This window comes from Arthrobacter sp. 05T410, from assembly GCF_056396505.1.
In genome coordinates this window covers 108,752-128,776 of sequence record NZ_JBFTLP010000008.1, presented here as the reverse complement: position 1 = coordinate 128,776, position 20,025 = coordinate 108,752, and the positions used below count along the sequence as shown (strand labels likewise).

The window sequence follows — 20,025 nt, the reverse complement described above, 5'->3', positions numbered from 1 at the left end:
GCCCGTCGCACGCGGCCAAGGCCGGACATGTCCACTCTTCGCTGCCCACCCAACGGAACATGCCCATTCCTCGGTGGCCACAGCATGGGACATGCTCATTCTTGCCCTCGACCAAGGGACATCTAGGCATCATGCCCATCGCACGCGGCCAAGGCCGGACATGTCCACTCTTCACTGCCCACTCCACGGAACATGCCCATTCTTCGATGGCCACAGCATGGGACATGCTCATTCTTGCCCTCGACCAAGGGACATCTAGACATCATGCCCGTCGCACGCGGCCAAGGCCGGACATGTCCACTCTTCGCCACCCACCCAACGGAACATGTCCATTCCTCGCCAGCCACCCCACGGGACATGCTCATTCTTGCCCTCGGCCAAGGGACATCTAGGCATCATGCCCGTCGCACGCGGTCAGGGCTGGACATGTCCCACGGGGGTTGGTTCCGGTGCAGTGAAGCCCTCGGCCAGCAGGAGTGCCTCATCCAGCACGGCGCCGAAATTCACGGGGTCGTGTGCAAACCGGCCCAGGAACAGGCCCGAGAGACCCTCAAGCGTGGGCAGCAGTCCGGGCTTCGCCGAACCGCCGTAGATAACCGGCAACCCTGGCACGCCGGCGGCGGTGAGCTGGTCCCGGAGCCGGTTGACGACGTCGGACACGTACGCGGCGGCGGCCGGCTCGGCCGCGCCGATGGCCCAGACCGGTTCGTAGGCCACCACCAGGCGGCCGGCGAGGTCCCAGTCGCCGTCGACAGCCGACTCGATCTGGCGGAACACAAAGTCCGCCGCGGCCGCCGGCTGCCCACCGTCGCGCTCCCCCACGCACAGCAGCGGGGTGAGCCCGGCGTCGTCCGCGGCCCGGACCTTGAGGGCCACCATGGCGTCGTCCTCGCCGAAGTGCTGCCGGCGTTCGGCATGGCCGATCTCCACGAGCCGGACGCCGAGTTCCGCGAGCATGGACGGGGCCACTTCCCCGGTCCATGGCCCGTCCGACCAGCCGCAGTTCTGCGCACCGAGCAGCAGCGGCGAACCCGCCAGGAGCCGAGCCGCCGCGGGCAGGACGGGGAAGGACGGGATGACAAACGGGACAACCCGCCCGGCCGCGAGGGCCGGGCGGGTGTCCACTTCGTGCCGCACCCGCTCCAACCAGTCCAGGCTGTCCCGGTAGCCGAGGTACATCTTCGTGCTGACCCCCACCAGAATGCGGGTGTTGGAGGACTGGCTGCCGGGAATCTGCTGCATTTCTTGGTGCTTTCTGCTGGATCCAGTGGATGGGCGCTGGACGTCGCGCTGGAAGTGAGGCCGGGAGCCTTTACTGCTCCAGCAGCTCGTCGGCCTTGTTCTTGAAGCGGCGGGTCGCGAACATCATGGCCGCTGCCAGGAACGGGAGCACGCCGAGGGCATAGACGCCCATGGTCCCGGTCTCCGAGGCGGTCATCTGGTTGACCGAGGTGCGCAGGATCGGCGCGACGAAGCCGCCGAGGTTTCCGAGCGAGTTGATCAGGCCGATCCCCGCGGCCGCGGCGGTTCCGGTGAGGAACGCCGTCGGGTAGGACCACGCGATGGGGCCGATGGAGAGGAACGAGCACACGGCGAGGGTGATGAAGATGATGCCGAGCGCCGGAATGTGGTTGGCGCCGGCCCACGCGGAGCCGAAGATGCAGAGTCCGGTGGAGATGAACAGCCCGGTGCCCCAGACCCGGCGGCGGATCACGGTGTTCGCTGCCTTGCCGATGAAGTAGCAGGCGAAGATACCGAAGAACCACGGGATGGCTGCCATCAAGCCGACGGCGATGCCCACCTTCTGGCCGGTCAGCTGGGCGACCTGCTGCGGCAGGTAGAAGGTGACGCCGTAGACGGCGATCTGCAGGCAGAAGTAGATGACGGTGAAGTACCAGACCTTGCCGTTCTTCATGGCCGCCAGGACGCCGCGCGGCCCGGACTCTTCCTTGACGGTGTCCTCGAGCGCCATGACCTCCAGGAGCGCGTTCTTCTCGTCCTTGTCCAGGAACTTGGCGTCCTGCGGGCTGTTGATCAGGAAGAAGTACGCGGCGACGCCGGCGACGACCGCCAGCATTCCCTCGACGAAGAACATGACCTGCCAGCCCTGGACGCCGGGGACCTGGTCGCCGATGTTGATCAGCCAGCCGGAGAGCGGGGCGCCCAGCATCTGGGAGAACGGCTGGGCCAGGTAGAAGATGGCGAACATCTTGACGCGGACCTTGTTGGGGAACCACGCGGCCAGGAACATGATGACGCCGGGGAACAGCCCGGCCTCGGTGACACCCAGCAGGAACCGCAGGATAATGAAGGACGTCTCACCCTGCACGAACGCGAAGCAGGCCGAGACGATGCCCCACGTGATGGCGATGCGGGCCAGCCATACCTTGGCGCCGAACTTGGTCAGGAGCAGGTTGCTCGGGATCTCGAACAGGGCGTAGCCGATGAAGAAGATCCCGGCGCCCAGGGCGAAGGCGCCGGCGCTAATACCCTTGTCCACGCCCAAGGCAGCTTCGGAGAAGCCGACGTTGGTGCGGTCCAGGAAGGCGACCACATACAGGATCACCAGCATGGGCATCAGCCGGCGGGAGGCCTTGGAGATGGCCGATTTTAGGACCGGTGTCTCCAGTAGGTCCCGGGTGGACGTTGTTGTTACGGTCATCAAAAAACTCCTCGTCGAGCAATCAGTGGTGTAACTCAGGGGGGGTGAATCAGTTGCATGAAAGTGGCCGGATCAGGCCAGTCCAAAAAAAGCCAGGCCGGCTCCGGCCGGAGAAAACTAGCGCGAAAAAACCATCATCAGGACGCCGGCCACGCAGGCCAGGATCCCGACGGCGAGGTAGATCTTCCGTCCCTTGCTCCAGGCTGCGAATCCGGACGCGCGGGTTTGGCTGTGTTGTGCCACGAGGCTTCTTCCTTAGTGCATGTAGAGTCCGCCATCCACATTCAGCGTCTGGCCGGAGATGTAGCCGGCGTCCTCGCTGATGAGGAAGGCGATGGCTGCTGCGATGTCCCGGGTGGAGCCGACCCGGTTGACCACGAGGTCTTTGGTGAGTTCGTCCTTGCGTTCCTTGCTGAGGGTGCCGCCCATGATGTCGGTGTCGATGGGCCCGGGTGAGATGGCGTTGACCGTGATGTCGTATTCGCCCAGTTCACGGGCCGTGGCCCGGGTCAGGCCGATCACGCCGGCTTTCGCCACGGAGTACGGCGTCTTGGAGAAGGTGCCGCCGCCACGCTGCGCGGAGACAGAGGAGATGTTCACGATGCGCCCGATCCTGTTCTTCACCATGGATTCCGCGACGCGGCGGGTGGCGTAGTGGACGCCGTTGAGGTTGATGTTCAGCACCCGGTCCCATTCGGCGGCGTCGAGTTCCAGGTAGGGCACCGGAGAGCTGACGCCGGCCACGTTGGCGAGCGCAACGATCTGCGGCAGTTCCGCCTCGATGGCGTCGATTGCCGCGCGGACCGAGCCTTCGTCGGAAACGTTGGCGCCGGCACCGAAGGCCTTGACGCCGTGCTCGGCTGCCAGTTCCTTGGCCGCCGCCTTGCAGAGTGCGTCATCGAGGTCGATGATGCCGATGTTCCAGCCCTGTGCGGCCAGGTAGCTGGCGGTGGCGCGGCCGATGCCGCGCTCGGACACGGCGCCGGTGATGATGGCGGTGCGTTCTGTGGGAAAAGTGCTCATGGGAAGGCTCCTGAAGTGAAAGAGGAAGATGCGGAATCAGCTGATGGGGGCGGGGCCGAGCTCGTCGATGAGCTTCTGCATGGCCACGTACGCCTTGTTCCGGTAGGCGATCAGTTCCGGCGTGCGCTCCGCCGGAACGTTGAGGAAGCCGGCTCCGGTCTTGGTGCCCAGCTTTCCGGCCTCCACCAGGTCGGTGAGGATCTTCGGCGTCGCGAACCGTTTCGGGAAATCGGTCTGGAGGGACTTGTAGCAGAAGTTGTAGACGTCCAGCCCGGCCATGTCGGCTATGGCGAAGGGCCCGAAGAACGGCAGCCGGAAGCCGAAGGTGGTGCGGACCAGGGTGTCGACGTCCTCCGCGGTCGCGATCTCCTGTTCCACCAGCTGGGCGGCCTCGTGGAACAGCGCGTACTGGAGCCGGTTGAGCACGAAGCCGGTGACGTCCTTGACGACGGCGGTCTGCTTGTTGGCCGCGTGCACGAGGTCGCGGACGGTGCCGACCGTCGCGGCCGAGGTGCCGGCATGGGGGATGATTTCCACGCCCGGGATGAACGGGGACGGGTTGGAGAAGTGCACGCCCAGGAAGCGTTCCGGGTTGGTGACCGGCTCGGACAGGTCCGCGATGGAAATCGTGGACGTGTTGGACCCGATGATGGCGTCCGGGCGAGCGGCCGCGCTGATGCGGGCGAGAGTCTGGTGCTTGGTCTCGATGACCTCGGGGACGGCTTCTTCGATGAAGTCGGCGTCCGCCACGGCCTCCTCGATGTCCTTGGCGGGCCAGAGGTTTTCCTTCAGGATTGCGGTGGCGCCTTCCGGGAAGAGCCCGGCGGCAACGAATTCGTCGGATTCGGCCAGGAGCCGCTCGTAATTCTTCTGGGCCACTTCCGCGGACACATCCGCGAGCGCCACCCGGGCGCCACCGAGTGCCAGGACCTGTGCGATCCCGCCACCCATGTAGCCGGAGCCGACGACTGCGATCTTGCGGGCGGCGTTGATGGCGGCTGCGGTTGCTGTTGATTCGGTCATGTTCAGACTGCCTTCGTGTATTCGGGTTCGTACGAGCAGATGGCGTCCACCTTCGCGGCGGAGGAGGAGTTTTCGTCGAAGCGGTGGCTCAGCCATTCGCCCACGAGCTTCTTGGCCAGTTCCAGCCCGATGACGCGCTGCCCCAGCGTGAGCACCTGGGCGTTGTTGCTCAGGACGGACCGCTCCACCGAGTAGCTGTCGTGGGCCGTGACGGCGCGGATGCCGGGGACCTTGTTGGCCGCGATCGCCACGCCCAGGCCGGTGCCGCAGATCAGCAGCGCCCGGTCGGCGTCGCCGTCGGCGATCTTGCGGGCCGCGTCGACGGCGACGTGCGGATAGGCGGTGGAGTCGTTGGCGCCGACTCCCACGTCCTGCACGGACGCCACGCGGGGGTCGGCTTCCAGGAGCGCCTTCAGCGCGTTCTTGTATTCGACGCCGGCCTCATCGTTGCCGATGACCACGCGCCAGCCTGTTGCTGTGCTCATGCTTGTGCTCCTTGTTCCGCCGGCTCGGGGGTGCCGGGCCGGGATCCTGTGTCTGTGGTGTCGGTGTGGGTGGATATCCGGGTCGCGATGAGGGCGAAGGACACCGCTCCGGGGTCGGGGTGGCCGAGGCTCTTCTCGGCGAGCGGGCGGGCCCGGCCTTTGAGCGGACGCAGCCCGGCGGTCCGCTCTGCGGCGGCTGTGGCGGCGGCCGCCGCCGCGGCGAGGGAACCGGCCACTGGTGTGCCGGCGTCGAACGCGGTGAGGAACGCGTCCTGGAACGGCAAGAGTGCGTCCACCATGGTCTTGTCCCCCGACTCGGCCTTGCCGAGCGCGGTGATGGCATCCACGAAGGCCGTGACCGCGGCGGCCGCGTCCTCGCCGCTGTAGCTGTCCTGGTTGCCCAGGGCCTGTCCGGCGGCGATGATCGCCGAGCCCCAGAGCGCACCCGAGGTGCCGCCGGCGCGTTCGCTCCAGGCCTCCCCCGCAGCGGTCAGGACCCGCGACGGCGAGGCACCGCCGTCGTTCGCGGCAGCCTGTTCGGCCGCGGTGACTGCCGCGTCCACGCCGCGGCGCATGCCGATCCCGTGGTCGCCGTCGCCGGCGACGGCGTCCAGGCGGCCCAGTTCTTCCTCATGCTCGACCACCACGTCCCGCGCCTGGCCGAGGAAGTCGGCGGCCAGCCGGCCGAGGGCTGCCGCCGCGGCGGTGGGCCGTTCGACGTCGGCGGTCTCTTCGGCGTCCGGACCGGCGAGTTCGCGGCGGGCACGGGGTGCCAGGTTTCCCTTGCGGAACGCCGGGGTGTCGGCCGGGGCGGCCCAGTTCTGTTCGAGTTCCTCGTCCAGCCACAGCAGGGTCAGGGACAGGCCGGACATGTCCAGGCTCGTGACGAGCTCGCCGCATTCGGGTTCGACGACGGTGAGCCCGGCGGCGGTGAGGAGCTTCTCGATCTTGCCGAACAGCAGGAAGAGTTCGTCGTACTTGACCGTGCCAAGGCCGTTGACGATTGCGACCACGCGGGTGCCGGCGTCGTCCGGTTTGTCGGCCAGGAGCCTGCTGACCAGGAGTTCGGCCAGTTCGGAGGCGGTGGGCATGGGGTGGTCGGAGATGCCCGGTTCGCCGTGGATGCCCAGGCCCAGGGACATGTGCCCCACGGGGACAGAGAACAGCGGGGCCTCCGCGCCGGGCAGCGTGCAGCCGTCGAAGGCCACGCCGAGGGACCGGGTGCGGTAGTTGGTCCGGATGGCCAGCCGTTCGACGTCGTCCAGGCTCAGTCCCGCCTCTGCGGCGGCGCCGGCGATCTTGAAGACCGTCAGGTCCCCGGCGATGCCGCGGCGCTTCTCGATCTGCTCCAGCGGGGCGCTGGCGATGTCGTCGGTGACCAGGACGGTGCGGGTTTCGATGCCTTCGGCGTTGAGGCGCAGCTGGGCCTGGCCGAAGTGCAGGACGTCGCCGGCGTAGTTGCCGTAGCTCAGCAGCACGCCGCCGCCGGCGTTGGCGGCCTTGGCCACGCGGTAGACCTGGCCGGCCGCGGGCGAGGCGAACATGTTGCCGCAGGCCGAGGCGGTGGCCAGTCCGGGCCCGACGAGGCCGGCGAAGGCCGGGTAGTGCCCGGAGCCGCCGCCGACCACCAGGGCCACCTGCCCGGAGGGGACTTCGGTGGAGCGGACGACGCCGCCGTCGACTCGGGCCACGTAGCCGCGGTTGGCCGCAACGAAGCCGTCCAGTGCCTCATCCGCGAAATCAGCGGGATTGTCGAAGATCTGGGTCATGGTTCCTCATTGAATCCGTGTTGGAGAACTGATGCTGTGGGTAGAGGTGGGTGGTGCGGCCGCCCCCCAAGTGGCTTGACGGCCGCACCACGCGCCGGTGTCGGCGCCCGTTCAGGCGCTGGCGAGTACCGTGGCCGCCGGCAGCTGCCGGCCCTGGGCCACCTGGCTCGTGCCGAGGGCGTAGCCGTCGGTCTTCGGCAGGACCTGGCGGCGGAGGTAGTCCTGGTTGCTGGCCGTGACGCTGAGGCCGTCGCCGCCGTAGTGCTCGGTGCACAGGATGCCCTGGAAGCCGACGGAGAGCGCGGTCTTGAACGCCTCGCGGTAGTTGATGAGGCCGCTTTCCATCGGGGCCGGCATCGCCACGTAGGTGTCCCGGGCGACGTCCTCGTCGCGGATGTAGTTCTTCATGTGCCAGTAGTTGGAGTACGGGAGGGTCTTGGCGACCATCTCGCGCCAGTCCTCGATCGGGCGGTGCAGCCGGATGAGGTTGCCGATGTCCGGGTTGATGCCGACGTTGGCCAGGCCGATGTCCTGGACCAGCTGAACGGAGGAATCCGCAGTGCCGAGGTACGTGTCCTCGTACATTTCAAGCGAGAGCAGGACGCCGACCTCGGCCGCGTGCTGGCCGAGTTCGCGCAGGCGGCTGACAGCCTTACCCCACGTTTCCTTGTCCCCTGCCGGGTCCTTGTACCCTTCGACGGTCCAGAACCAGAGCTGCTTCTGCTGCTCGGCGGTGATGGCCTGGTGCAGTCCGAACGAGACGACCTCGCAGCCCAGCTCGGCGGCGGCGTCGATGGTGCGGTGGCTGTACGCCAGGTTGGCTTCCCAGTTGCCTTCCTCGATCACGCTGCGGCGGATGGCCGAGATGACGGGGATGCCGATGCCGACGTTGTCCGCGGTCTGCTTGAACTCGGCAAGCCGCGGAGAGCTCAGGTCGCCGGGGCGGACCCAGCTGTCCGTGAGGTCGGCATTGGCAAAGCCGGCGTCCTTGACCTCACTGAGGACCTCGGCCCAGGCGGAGGCGTCGGCGTCGTTGATGTGGCTGCCCTGCGCGTCGGTCCCCGGGAACTGCAGGAGCGCTGCGGTGATGGGCCAGTTTTCGGCTGTATAGGCCATGGGTTCACTCCTTCGTGGAATCCTGTTTCCTATAGGATTTACTATCTATAGGGATGTTGTCAAGGTCACACCCCCGGGTTACGGGCGCTTCGCGGCGAAGGCCGCGGTCGCGAAGACCTCCGGATTCAGGACGTTGGCAGGGCGCTCCCCTGCCGCGACCGCCAGGATTGACCCAATGGCGCTGGCAGCGACGTCCCGCGTGAAGTCCTCGGTCCAGCACAGGGAATGCGGGGAAAGCACCACGTTGTCCAAGGTCAGGAGCTCGTCGTCGGGAAGCAGGGGTTCCGGCTCAAAGACGTCCAGGCCGGCGCCGGCGATCCGGGCGTCCCGCAGGGCGTCCCGGAGGGCATCCGTGTCCACGAGCTTTCCGCGGCCGATATTGATCAAGTAGGCGCTTGGCTTCATCCGCGCCAACGCGGCCGCGCCGATCAATTTTTCGGTCGCCTGTGTCAGCGCGGCGCAGAGCACAACGTAATCCGAGCGCTCCAGGAGCTCGTTCAGGCCCAGCAGCTCAACGCCGAGTCCGGCGGCCTCCGCGTGGCGGCCGCTGCGGTTGTTGCCCACGACCTTCACCCCGAGCGGGGCCAGGAGGCGGGCGAGCTCAGCGCCCACGCTGCCGAAGCCCACGATGCCGACCGTCTGGCCCACCAGCGGCGCGCCGCGGTAATGCTCGCGCTGCGCCCAGTCAGAGGTCCGGGTCAGCCTGTCCTTGGCCAGGAGCTTGTGCGAGAGCGCCAGGAGCAGCGTCAGTCCCGCCACCGCCAACGGCCGCCGGATGGCATCCGGGGTGTTGGTGACAACGATGCCGGCGCGGGTGCAGGCGTCCAAGTCGATGGTTTCGTAGCCGGCCCCGAACCGGGCAATCAGCCTCAGGTCCGGGGCGTGGTCCACGGTGCGTGAATCGAAGGCGATGTGCCCCAGGGACAGCACGGCCTGGACCCCGGCGAGGTCGGCCAGCGGAACCGGGTCTGTGTAAGTGGGCAGGACGCTCCAGCTGATGCCATGCTCGCTGAGCCGCTGCAGCCCCAGATCCCCGTGAATGGAGCTTCCGTCCGGCCGCGCGGCGTCGGCGGTGACGGCCACGGTGAACGGCGAGCGGGCGGTGCCCGCAGTGGAGGTTCCCGCCGCCGGGGCGGCCGCCGTGGGGGCGACCGCCGTCGTCGTCAATGCATTTGTTGCTGTGCTCATGCGTCGGTTCGGCTTTCTGTCTGCGTTGCTGCGGCCTTGTCCTTGATGGGTTCGCGGACCAGCACGGTGTATGCCACTGCGGCCAGGGCGGCGATGACGCCGCCGATCACGAACGACGGCGCGTAGGAGCCGGTGGCATCGGCGATCACACCGGTCAGCAGAGGGGCAAAGGCGCCGCCGAAGTAGCCGCCGAAGTTCTGGATGGCACCGACGGAGGCAACCTGTGAGTTGTCCACGATGTCGCCGGGCATGGCCCACGCGGCCGCCTGCATGGTGGCGACGAAGCCCAGTGCCACGGTCATGACAGCGATGGCGAGCGGGAGGGAATCTACGAACGGGATGAGGCAGATCAAGATGCCGGCGGCAATCGCTGCAATGGACATCACGTGGCGCTTGGCCAGCAACGGATCGCGGCCGGCCTTCTTCGCGTAGCGCGTCATGACCCAGCCGCCGGTGATGCCGAGGATGGCTGCGCCGAGGTACGGAACAGCCGCAAGCCAGCCGGAGCTGGCGATGCTGGCACCGCGTTCTTCCTGCAGGTAGAGCGGCAGGAAGACGATGAAGATGTTCCAGATCCAGATGACGCAGAAGAATCCGGCCATCATGCCCCAGATTTGGCGGTGCTTAAAGAGTCCGAGCCACGATACCTTCTTGGCAGTCAGGAGCTGGGTGGTGCGCTGGCTTTCAATGTAATCCAGTTCCTTCGCGCTGATGCGCTTGTGCTCTTCGGGAGCGCGGTAGTAAAGGAAGAAGGCCAATGCCAGCACGATGCCTGCGACGCCGAGGAAGAGGAAGATGGCCTGCCAGCCGAACGCGAGCATGATGGCGGTCAGGACGGGCGGCGCGATGGCGGGTCCCCACTTGGAACCGCTGTCCCAGATGGCGGTGGCCTGTCCGCGCTCGGCCCGGGGGAACCAGTCAGCGGTGAGCTTTGCCGACGCCGGCCCGTTGGGGGCCTCGGTGATGCCGAGCAGGACGCGGAAGGTGACGAATTGCCACATCTTGGTGCCGACGGCCATCAGCGCGGTTGCGATGCTCCAGCCCGCGATTGCGAGGAAGTACATCCGTCGGGCGCCCAGCTTGTCCACGAGCCAGCCAGCGGGCAGCTGGGCAAAAGCGTAGGTCCAGGAGAACACGGTGCCCAGGAGGCCAATGTCCGTCCGGGTCATGCCGAAGTCTTTGATCAGTTGCGGCGCGGCGATGGAGATTGCACTGCGGTCCATGTAGTTGATGATGCCGGCGGCCAGCGCCCAGCCGAGAATCCACCACCGCAGATTCTTGATGGTGCGGCGTGTTGCGGACTCCTTGGGCCCTGCGGCCAAAGTTTCTGTTTGCACTCTTCACTCCCTTGTGACTCCCCATGCCGGCACCGTAGCCGTCACAATCGAAGATCCTATAGGGTCTTCGATCAGCTGTGAAGGGGGTCACAAAAAGAGGGCTCAGAAGCCGGGCGTGGCGCGCTGTTACGCGGTGTTGGGCCCGCGTGCGTCAGCCTGGGAAGTGAGCCTCATTCCGCGGGAGCGTCCGCGATGGCGCGGCCGCGCACCTTTTGCACGTGCTCGGCCATGGCGGCTGCGGCCTTCTCCGGATCGCCCGTCGCCAAGGCATCCAGGACGGCCTGATGTTCGGCGATCGCGTGGTCGGCGTCGGTGATCCCCACTCCCCCGAACAGGCGGAAGCGCTGAATCTGTCCGCCGAGGGCGGCGTAGGCGGCCACCATGAACTGGTTGCCCGTCTGCTCCGCGATCAGCCGGTGGAACCGCTCGTCGGCCTCGAGGTAGCCGCGGAACTCGGCGAAGGAGGGCCCGCGCGGCGCGTCCTTGAGATCGGCGACTGCCCGTTCCAGTTCGGCCAGGTGGCCGGGCGTCAGCCGTGCACACGCCAGGCGGGCGTTCACGGGCTCGATCGCGAGCCGGGCTTCCATGAGCTCGGCGAAGTCTTCCCGGGTGAACACCGGAGCAACCCGGTAGCCCTTGAGGGCCACGCGGCGCACCATCCCGGTGTGTTCCAGCCTGGCGAGCGCCTCCCGCACGGGGGTGGGCGAGACGTCGAGTTCACGGGCGGTCCCGTCGATGCTGACCGCGGTTCCGGGTTCCAGCCGGCCATCCATCAGCGACGCCAGAAGTTCTTCATAAACGTGGTCCGCCAGGACCTGCCGGCTGACTGCGCGGCCGGCGGGGCGCCCCTCAGAATGGCTGCCGGTGGAAGCTAATTGCATCTTCAGATCCTATAGGACTAGGCACGGCGAGGCCCCCCTCCGGGACATGCCCATTTGCCGCCCCCACCGCTGGACATGCACCTCGCTCCGCACCATGGGCCCCACGGGGGACATGCCCAATCCCGGCGCCAGCCACGGGACATGTCCAGTGGCCAATTCGTAGAGGGAACATGTCCCGGCGGCTCCGATGTGCAGGACGGGACATGCCCAGCCACACATGTCACCGCGGAGCATGTTCAGTCTCGGACCTGCCCTGCGAGGGACATGCTCATTGTTAGATGCGACCAGTGGGCAGAATGGCATTCTGCCCACTGGTCGTGGCGGCCGCTGGGCATGTCCCATGGCCATGATGCGCCGCGAGGAACATGCTCTCTCGTGCAGATCATCGCGGCACATGTCCGGCAGCGGGTGCGGCCCTGTGACTCGCGCACCCGGTCTCGGACCTGCCCTGCGAGGGACATGCTCATTGTTAAATGCGATCAGTGGGCAGAATGGCATTCTGCCCACTGGTCTTGGCTGCGGCTGAGCATGTCCAACCGAGCGTGACCTGCGCGGCGCGTGCGGCGCCGCGGGAGTCACCGCACCGCAGTTGGTCCTAGTTCTGGTAGGCCGGGTAGTCGGTGTAGCCCTCGGCGCCGTCGGCGTAGAACGTGGACGCGTCGGGCTCGTTGACCGGCAGGCCTTCGCGCCAGCGGCGGGCGAGGTCCGGGTTCGCGATGGCCGGGCGTCCGACGACGACGGCGTCCGCGTGCCCGTCGGCAACCAGCGAGATGGCCTCATCACGGGTGGTGATGACGCCAAATCCGGTGTTGACGAGGAAGGCGCCGTTGAACCGTGAGCGCAGGTCCTGGACCAGCTCGCCGGTGGGATCCTTGTGCAGGATGCTCAGGTAGGCCAGGTTCAGCGGCGCAATAGCATCCACCAGCAGGCGGTACGTCTCGCGAACATCTGCGGCGTCCAGTTCGGTGACACCCTGGACGTTGTGCTCCGGCGAGATCCTGATGCCGACGCGTTCGGCGCCCACGGCCTCAACCACAGCCCGCACAACTTCGATCACGAAGCGCGCCCGGTTCTCGGGCGTGCCGCCGTAGATGTCGTCACGCTGGTTCGACGACGGCGCCAGGAATTCGTGCAGCAGGTAACCGTTGGCAGAGTGCAGCTCCACGCCGTCGAACCCTGCCTCGATGGCGTTCCGCGAGCCCTGGACAATTTCCTGCAGGACGCCGGGCAGTTCGTCGGTGGTCAGGGCGTGCGGCACGGGGTGCGCCTGCTTGCCCTTGGACGTGCGGGTCTCCGCCTCGACGGCGATGGCGCTAGGCGCAACCACCTGGTGGCCGCCGGTGATGTCCTCGTGCGAAACCCGGCCACCGTGCATGACCTGCGCGAAGATCCGGCCGCCTTCGGCGTGAACGGCGTCCGTGACCTTCTTCCAGCCGGCAATCTGGTCCGGGGTGACGATGCCGGGCTGGCCCGGGTACGAGCGCCCGGCCGGGCTCGGGTAGGTGCCCTCGCTGACGATCAGGCCCAGTGAGGCGCGCTGGCGGTAGTGCTCAGCAACCAAGGGCCCCGGGATACCTTCCTGGCCGGAACGGAGACGGGTCAGCGGCGCCATGACGAGCCGGTTGGGCAGTTCCAGCTCGCCGAGGGTCATCGGGGAAAACAGCATGCGCAATTCCTTTCGCAGTGAATGGGTTCACTGGCGGCAACTGCGAGGCGTCTGCAACTATTCCCGCGTGAGACTCTCATCACTACGGGTGGACGATGATCTTCACCGCGGTGTCGTTGTGGTTGATCAGCGTGTCGAACCCCTTGTCCACCAAGTCGTCCAAGGCGATCCGCCCCGTAATGAAGGGTTTCAGGTCGACTTTTCCTTCCTGGACGAGCTTGATGGCGGCTTCGTGGTCGCCGCAGTAGGCGATGGTGCCGCGCAGGTCGATTTCCTTGAGCACCACTTTCTGCATGTCGACCGTGGCCGGGTGCCCCCAGATCGAGACGTTGACGACGACGCCGGCGGGCCTCACGACGTCGAGCATGGTGTCCAGCACCGCATTCACACCGGCACATTCAAACGCCGCATCGGCCCCCGCACCGTTGGTCAGTTCCAGCACGCGCGCCTTGATGTCCTGGGCACTCGGATCGAGCACGTGATCCGCGACCCCGGACGAAGTCGCCTTGTCTTTGCGGGCGGCAGACAGCTCGGTAACGATCGTGGTGACGCCGATGCCTTTGAGGACCGCGGCGGTCAGCAGGCCGATAGGTCCGGCACCGCCGACGACGGCGACGTCCCCGGCTTTGACGCCGCTCCGGCCGACGGCGTGATACGCCACCGCAAGGGGTTCGATCAGTGCGGCTTCGTCCAAGGGGATGTCGCCGACAGGGTGCACCCACCGGGTGTCGACGACAATCTTCTCGCTCAAGCCGCCACCGCCGCCCGCCAGGCCGATGAAGCCCAACTTGGCGCACAGGTTGTAGTGGCCGCTGAGGCAGGGACCGCATTCATTGCAGACGTAGTACGGCTCCACGACGACGTTGTCTCCAACGGCCAGACCGCTGACGCCTTCCCCCAGTTCCTCGACGGTGCCGGAGAACTCGTGGCCGAGGGTGACCGGGGCGGCCTCGTGGGTGAGCCCGTGGGGGTGGCCGGGCGGCGGGGTGAAAATGGGTCCTTCCAGGAATTCATGGAGGTCGGTGCCGCAGATACCGCACCAGGCCACGGCGATCTTCACCGTTCCCGGTCGCAGCTCCGGCTCTTGAATGTCTTCGATCCGGAGATCCTCGCGGGCGTGGAATCGTGCTGCTTTCATGGTGTTTCACCTTCGCAGTCCAGGACCGTGGATGCGCCCGGTCAGGCGCATCCACGGAATAAAAGTTGGATTTTCACAGCGGGGCCGTAGCCCCAGTCTGGTGGCCGTGCCTGAGATTGTCACGACCCCGTGAGTCGGCGCGTGCGGTTAGCGCGCGTGATGCGTGGGCTGCAGCTCGAAGACCGGCGTCGGCAGTCCTTCCATCCTGGCCTTGAGCTGCAGGGCAAGATAGTTCGAATAGTGCCGGCTCTGGTGCAGATTGCCGCCGTGGATCCACAGGTTCTCGACGTTGGTGGGCTTCCACATGTTGCGCAGTTCCCCCTCCCACGGCCCCGGATCCTTCGGCGTATCCGATCCGAACCCCCAGCACTTGCCGACGGCGTCTGCCACCTCGGGCGAGACCAGATCAGTCAGCCAGCCGTTCATCGACCCATACCCGGTGGCGTAAATAATGACGTCGGCATCCAGCTCCGTTCCGTTGGCCATCACGACGGAGTTGCCGGTGATCTTGCTGACCTGGCCATTGGCCAGCTTGACCCGGCCGTCGATGATCAGCTGCGAGGCGCCGACGTCGATGTAGTAGCCGGAGCCGCGCCTCAGGTACTTCAGGAACAAGCCGGAGCCGTCAACGCCGAAGTCCAGGTCAAAGCCGGCAGCCTCGAGCTGGGAGTAGAACTCCGCGTCCCGGCGGGCCATCTCCGCATAAACCGGGATCTGGGCTTCGGGCAGAATCCGGTACGGCAAGGAGGCAAACAGCAGGTCGGCTTTCTCCGTGGTGACGCCGTTGGCCAGTGCCTCTTCGGAGTACAGCCCGCCGAGAGCGAGGTCCATGAGGGATTCACTGCGGGCAATATGCGTCGAGGACCGCTGGACCATGGTGACGTCCGCGCCGTGTTCCCAAAGGTCGGCGCAGATATCGTGGGCCGAATTGTTGGAGCCGATGACCACGGCTTTCTTGCCGGTCCAGTCGCCACCGCCCGGGTGCTTGGACGAGTGGTACTGCTCCCCCAGGAAGGACTCGGCGCCGTCGAACGTGGGGACACTCGGGTACCCCGATACACCCAGGGCGAAGACGAGCTGCTTCGGGCGCAGGGTGACCGGTTCGCCGTCGCGCATCACCTCCACCACCCACTCCTGGGACGTTTCGTCGAAGCGGGCGTTGGTGCACTCGGTCTTGGACCAGTAGTTCAGTTCCATGATCCGTGTGTAGTTTTCCAGCCAGTCGCCGATCTTGTCCTTGGCCGCGAAAACCGGCCAGTCGTCGGGGAACTTCATGTAGGGCAGGTGGTCGTACCAGACCGGATCGTGCAGGTGGAGGGACTTGTAGCGGTTACGCCAGGAGTCACCCGCGCGCTCATTCTTTTCGATGATGATGGTGGGCACTCCGAGCCTCCGCAGCCGCGCGCCCAGCCCGATCCCGCCCTGGCCGCCGCCGATGATGACGGTGTAGGGCTGGTCTTCGTAGCCGAGTCTCGCCTCCTGCTCCTCCTTCAGTTCCAGCCAGGATTTGCGTCCTTTGGTGATCTCGTGGGCGACCCCCTTGTCCCGGTTGGGGCCCTTCTTTTCCTCAAAGCCCTTCAGTTCCTGCATGGTGGTGAGCAGGGTCCAGCATTTGCCGTTCCGGAGGCGCAGATGGGCGTAGCCCCGGGCCTGGGCGGTCTCGAAGTTTACCCAGGCCTCGGCATTGGCGGCGTCCCCGGTGGCGTCCTCGGCGAGGGTCCAGTTGCTGGGCTGCACGTCGCCCAGGGTCGCCTCGAGCATGCGCCGGATGTCCTCTTTGCCCTCCAGCGTCTTGAGGTTCCAGGTGAAGGAGACGAAATCGCGCCAGTACGAGTCGTCGTCAAAAAGTTCCAGTGCGGCGTCCGTGTTGTGGCTGCGCAGTGCCTCATCGAACTGCGCCAGCCACGCCCCGACGACGCCGTTTGGTGTCTCAGGCATGTTTCCTCTTTCCATTGCTGACAGGGGGCCGCTCCCGTTGCGTGGCGCATAGACCACGCAGTGACCCGCATCACAAGTAAAAGTCGTAGGGGGTTACAATCGGGTTACACGGAGCTCTCAAGCTGCCGGCGGGCGCGCAGGCTGGCCGACGGCGGCAGGGACCCAGCCGGGTGCGACGATTCGAGGGCGAGTTGAGGGAATGAGCATGCGGCAGGGCAACGGCCCCATCACGCATCCCTCGGACCTCAGGTTTTCTGCACCGGCGGAGTACGCCCGAATTCTCCGGGCGGCGCACGAGACCACGATTTCTGGCACTCCGGATCCGCACCTCTCGCCGTCGCTTATCAAGTCCTGGCAGCGCTCCCTGGCTCTGGGCATCAATCCGGACCAGCACCGGCCCCTGCACCGGCATGAAGTCTCCGAGGCGCGATCCCTCAGCGCCGGCCATCGGTTGGCTGCGGTGATGCCGGCGCTGTCACAGCTTCTAGCCGATGAGACCGTGACCGGACGCCATCTGCTGATCGTCACCGACCACGAGGGCGAAGTGCTGTGGCGCGTCGGCAGCAAGCAGGCCTTGCGGCTCGCGGACTCGCTGGAGTTCGTGGAGGGCGCCGACTGGTCCGAATCAGGGGTGGGCACGAACGCCATTAGCGAGGCCTTGGTGACGGGTGCGCCGGCGCAACTTTTCTCGGCCGAGCACCTCGTGCGGACCCACCATGACTGGGCTTGCACCGCATCCCCCATTCGCGACCCTTTGACCGGCGACATCGTCGGCGTCCTGGACGTCTCTGGCCCGTTCGAATCGGTCACGCCGGACAGCCTGCGGCTGGTGCGTTGCGGAGTGCGGCTCGCAGAGGAGCTGCTGAAGTCGGCCCCGTTTCCCGACGGCGGCGTCGGGCGCTCGGGGCAGCGGTCCCCGGGTGGCGAGCGGGCAGTGCGCGACGGCGGCGCCCGACCCCAGCTCGTGCTGCGGCTCTTGGGGGACGCGCCATCCGCGGCGGTCGACGGCGGCATCAGCCGTCCGCTGACTGTGCGCCGCGCCGAGATCCTGGCCCTGCTGGCCTCGCGTGATCAGGGCTGGAGTGCCGAAGAATTGGCGTACGAGATCCATGGCGATGCGGGCACCGGTGCGGCGATCCGGACCGAGATGCACCGGATCCGCGCCATTCTGGGCGATGTCTTGGAAGCGAACCCCTACCGATTCTCTTCAACCCTCAACGTCGTGACCGACGTTTCCGTTGTGGCCGGTCATCTGCGGGACGGTCGGGTTGCCGAGGCGTTCGCGGCGTACCCTTCAAAACTGCTCACCCGTTCGGTCAATCTGGCGATCGGGTTCATGCGCGACGAGCTCAACACGGCCGTGGGAGCTTCCATCCGGTCAAGCGGTGATGCCCGGCTGATGCTGCAGTGGTGCACGAGCGACATGGGGTCCTTCGATACGGCGACTGCGGCTGCCGTGGCTGCTCTTATGGGGCCGGACGACCCGCGTTGCCAGCTCGTGAATGCCCGGATGGAACGGGTGGACCGGGAATTGCGAGCCTAGCCACGGACTAGGGCGGCGGCGGGGCGACCCCCGGGCAGCCTTGGCCTCGGGGATTCTGCAGGCACGTGTCTGCGTAGTTCCTGGTGATAGTCCGCCAGACACTGACGGTCTGTGGCGGCGAGCTGAATTGCCCTTGGCCGGGGATGGGCAGCGGCGGTCCGCCATTGACGGAGTAGGTTCCCTGGAAATGCGTCGTCAAAACCACCGGGAAGTCGCCGGTCTGGGTGTACACGTGACTCGTCAGGGTCTTCTCGCCCCAGCGATCCTGTGGAAGCGGTCCGCCGGCCACCGCTTGCGGGCCGAGCGAGGTGCCGTCGCCATAGCTCCAGGAGTACTGCACGGGCTTAGCGGTGACGTGGACGGCCTGGGCCAGGATTGTGATGTCGAACTGCTGATCTGCGGCGCTGGCGAAGAAATTGGTCTCGGCGCCCCGGAGCGTGTTGGGGCTGGGTTGGGCCGTAGACAGTCCCGCAGTTATCGGAAGCCGCTGGAACTCCCTCTGGATCATTGCGGCAATTCTGGGCAGCAAATCCGCCGGCCGGGGGTCGAAGAGGCAGGTCGGGCCCGAGTGAAATGACCATGTCGGGTTTGGTACGCCCGCCGGCGCTTTCAGCCAAATAACGGGAATGCCGGCCTTTCCGTCTGGGCCGTTCGAACAGTCCACCGCGGCGGCGAGACAGCCGGCGTCAAAGTCGCCTCCGCCCAAATGGCACTGGAGCTCGTATTTGTACTGGAAGGGGTCGGCGAATGTAGCACCCGGCTGGAGGGCCACAAATTTGCCCGTGGCTGGATCCAGTCTCCAACCGCCAACATCTACCCCTTGGTTTCCGAATCCTGAATCAATGCCTCCCTCTTCACCCATCGCAACAAGGGGTAGCGATAGGGAGCCCGCACAGACTAGTCCGCCGACGAGCAACCTAAAAATTCTATGCCTGGTTGGAAACACTGACGCGCTCACCGGAGCGGATGGAGAGCGGTAATTTGCCACGCGCCATTCTTGAACGCCGCCAGCATTACGTTGCCTGTATCTGATGGCGGCGTCGGTTTCCGGAATTCCGATCCGCCAGGGTCGAAATACGTGATCTTCGCCTGCTGAACCTGGACAGCAATCTGATACTGGCCGTCGGCCTGGGATTCAAAGGTCGTGCTAAGTGAAGGCGTCTCAATATGGCCACCGACCAGCCATCGGCCCTCCGCATAATTTGTCTTCAATGAACGCGTGATGTTTGAGCAGAACTCGCACCCAGCGGAGGTCACGGATTCCAACCCTGACGATGTGCCAGTCTCGTACGCGAAATTTAGTTCTTTGAACCAGTACCGCGCAAACGCCTCCAGCCCTTCCTTCGTCTCCACCTTCGCAGCTTCCGGCAACTCGGGTACTGGCACGTTCTGCGCCTTGCCGGTCGCGTCGGCGGGCTTGTAGCTGGCAGTAGGTGTTGGAGTTGCGCTCGGGGTGGCTGGCCCTGAGGGACTCTGCGAAGCAGCCGGTGGAGGTCCGGGAGGCGGCGTTCCGCCCCCGCTGCACGCTGTGGCCGACATCAGGGAGATCGACACCCAAGCGACCGCACAGGCTCGCCAGGGACCGGAAAGCGAAGTGCGAGATGTCATGGTCAGCTACTCCCCCGATAGAAAATCAAGACGATCGAAGCCAATTTGTGGCTTAAGGGTAACCGAGATCACATTTTGCCGGTCAAAATTATCCACAGGCAGCATGTGCCCGCACCTCGGACCGGCAAAACACTCCGGTAGTCCCTTGCCAGTCCTTTAGCCCCTAGCCAGCGACGGCCTGATTCAGAACAATGAACCCATGATGTTCGAACACGAAGACGGCAATCCGATCCTCACACTTGACGACGACCAAGCCTGGACATTGATTGAGGGCACAAAGCACGGCAGGCTCGTGGTCACCGTGGCCGGAGAACCCGACATTTTCCCGGTGAACTACGCGGCCAGCGGCCGGAAACTGTTCCTCCGCACCGCCCCGGGAAACAAACTGGCCGAGCTCACCATCAACTCGAAGGTGCTCTTCGAAACCGACGGGATCCTGTCCGACGAAGCATGGTCAGTAGTCCTGCGCGGCACTGCGCGCGTGCTCGACCAATCGGCGGATATCGCCGACGCCGAGGCCCTCGGGCTGAAACCGTGGGTTCCAACGTTGAAGGACTTCTACGTCGAAATTACGCCGACGTCGCTCAGCGGACGCCACTTCCAGTTCGGCGAACACCCGGAGCGGGAAATCTAACGCCCGACGGCGGC

18 protein-coding genes are annotated in these 20,025 nt (G+C 66.0%); 2 read left to right on the top strand and 16 right to left on the bottom strand.

Going from position 1 to position 20,025, the window contains the following annotated elements:
- Positions 1-414: 414 nt before the first annotated feature.
- The 14 genes from AC1DFR_RS12990 to AC1DFR_RS12925 form a co-directional block, all read right to left on the bottom strand.
- Positions 415-1,242 carry a triose-phosphate isomerase family protein gene (locus tag AC1DFR_RS12990; RefSeq protein ID WP_476873528.1) on the bottom strand — a complete coding sequence of 276 codons (828 nt, stop codon included), beginning with the start codon at positions 1,240-1,242 and terminating at the stop codon, positions 415-417.
- Positions 1,243-1,312: 70 nt separating this feature from the next.
- Positions 1,313-2,662, bottom strand: coding sequence for an MFS transporter (locus AC1DFR_RS12985; RefSeq protein ID WP_476851399.1), 1,350 nt, complete (start codon positions 2,660-2,662; stop codon positions 1,313-1,315).
- 117 nt (positions 2,663-2,779) lie between these two features.
- Positions 2,780-2,905, bottom strand: coding sequence for a hypothetical protein (locus AC1DFR_RS12980; RefSeq protein ID WP_290370395.1), 126 nt, complete (start codon positions 2,903-2,905; stop codon positions 2,780-2,782).
- A gap of 12 nt (positions 2,906-2,917) precedes the next feature.
- Complete coding sequence (locus AC1DFR_RS12975; protein ID WP_476872097.1) at positions 2,918-3,685, bottom strand: SDR family NAD(P)-dependent oxidoreductase; 768 nt, start codon at positions 3,683-3,685, stop codon at positions 2,918-2,920.
- Between the two features lie 36 nt (positions 3,686-3,721).
- Positions 3,722-4,708, bottom strand: a complete 987-nt coding sequence (locus tag AC1DFR_RS12970; RefSeq protein WP_476873527.1) for a 3-hydroxyacyl-CoA dehydrogenase family protein — start codon at positions 4,706-4,708, stop codon at positions 3,722-3,724.
- Between the two features lie 2 nt (positions 4,709-4,710).
- Positions 4,711-5,193, bottom strand: coding sequence for a ribose-5-phosphate isomerase (locus AC1DFR_RS12965; protein WP_018775886.1), 483 nt, complete (start codon positions 5,191-5,193; stop codon positions 4,711-4,713).
- Complete coding sequence (dhaL, locus tag AC1DFR_RS12960; RefSeq protein ID WP_476873526.1) at positions 5,190-6,962, bottom strand: dihydroxyacetone kinase subunit DhaL; 1,773 nt, start codon at positions 6,960-6,962, stop codon at positions 5,190-5,192. The genes AC1DFR_RS12965 and dhaL overlap by 4 nt, the downstream gene beginning before the upstream one ends.
- Positions 6,963-7,073: 111 nt before the next feature.
- Entirely contained in the window at positions 7,074-8,078 is a 1,005-nt protein-coding gene (locus AC1DFR_RS12955; protein WP_476873525.1) for a sugar phosphate isomerase/epimerase family protein, read from the bottom strand.
- Between the two features lie 78 nt (positions 8,079-8,156).
- Positions 8,157-9,266, bottom strand: coding sequence for a 2-hydroxyacid dehydrogenase (locus tag AC1DFR_RS12950; RefSeq protein ID WP_476873524.1), 1,110 nt, complete (start codon positions 9,264-9,266; stop codon positions 8,157-8,159).
- Positions 9,263-10,603 carry an MFS transporter gene (locus AC1DFR_RS12945; protein ID WP_476851393.1) on the bottom strand — a complete coding sequence of 447 codons (1,341 nt, stop codon included), beginning with the start codon at positions 10,601-10,603 and terminating at the stop codon, positions 9,263-9,265. Before AC1DFR_RS12945 ends, AC1DFR_RS12950 begins: the two co-directional genes overlap by 4 nt.
- Positions 10,604-10,773: 170 nt before the next feature.
- Positions 10,774-11,484, bottom strand: coding sequence for a GntR family transcriptional regulator (locus AC1DFR_RS12940; protein ID WP_476872093.1), 711 nt, complete (start codon positions 11,482-11,484; stop codon positions 10,774-10,776).
- 595 nt (positions 11,485-12,079) lie between these two features.
- Positions 12,080-13,150 (bottom strand): alkene reductase, encoded by a 1,071-nt coding sequence (locus tag AC1DFR_RS12935; protein ID WP_476857127.1) that lies wholly within the window; start codon positions 13,148-13,150, stop codon positions 12,080-12,082.
- Positions 13,151-13,232: 82 nt separating this feature from the next.
- Positions 13,233-14,288 (bottom strand): 2,3-butanediol dehydrogenase, encoded by a 1,056-nt coding sequence (locus AC1DFR_RS12930; RefSeq protein ID WP_476873523.1) that lies wholly within the window; start codon positions 14,286-14,288, stop codon positions 13,233-13,235.
- Positions 14,289-14,435: 147 nt separating this feature from the next.
- Positions 14,436-16,226 carry an NAD(P)-binding domain-containing protein gene (locus AC1DFR_RS12925; protein ID WP_476873522.1) on the bottom strand — a complete coding sequence of 597 codons (1,791 nt, stop codon included), beginning with the start codon at positions 16,224-16,226 and terminating at the stop codon, positions 14,436-14,438.
- Between the two features lie 205 nt (positions 16,227-16,431).
- On the opposite strand from AC1DFR_RS12925, the gene AC1DFR_RS12920 reads away from it, so the two are divergent.
- Positions 16,432-17,769, top strand: coding sequence for a helix-turn-helix domain-containing protein (locus tag AC1DFR_RS12920; protein ID WP_476873521.1), 1,338 nt, complete (start codon positions 16,432-16,434; stop codon positions 17,767-17,769).
- Positions 17,770-17,776: 7 nt separating this feature from the next.
- Here AC1DFR_RS12920 and AC1DFR_RS12915 read toward each other — a convergent pair whose 3' ends face one another.
- Positions 17,777-18,277, bottom strand: a complete 501-nt coding sequence (locus AC1DFR_RS12915; RefSeq protein WP_476873520.1) for a PKD domain-containing protein — start codon at positions 18,275-18,277, stop codon at positions 17,777-17,779.
- A gap of 446 nt (positions 18,278-18,723) precedes the next feature.
- Positions 18,724-19,308 (bottom strand): DUF6318 family protein, encoded by a 585-nt coding sequence (locus AC1DFR_RS12910; RefSeq protein ID WP_476873539.1) that lies wholly within the window; start codon positions 19,306-19,308, stop codon positions 18,724-18,726.
- 268 nt (positions 19,309-19,576) lie between these two features.
- Between AC1DFR_RS12910 and AC1DFR_RS12905 the strand changes: the two genes are divergently transcribed.
- Entirely contained in the window at positions 19,577-20,011 is a 435-nt protein-coding gene (locus AC1DFR_RS12905; RefSeq protein WP_223915503.1) for a pyridoxamine 5'-phosphate oxidase family protein, read from the top strand.
- The last annotated feature ends 14 nt before the right edge of the window (positions 20,012-20,025 follow it).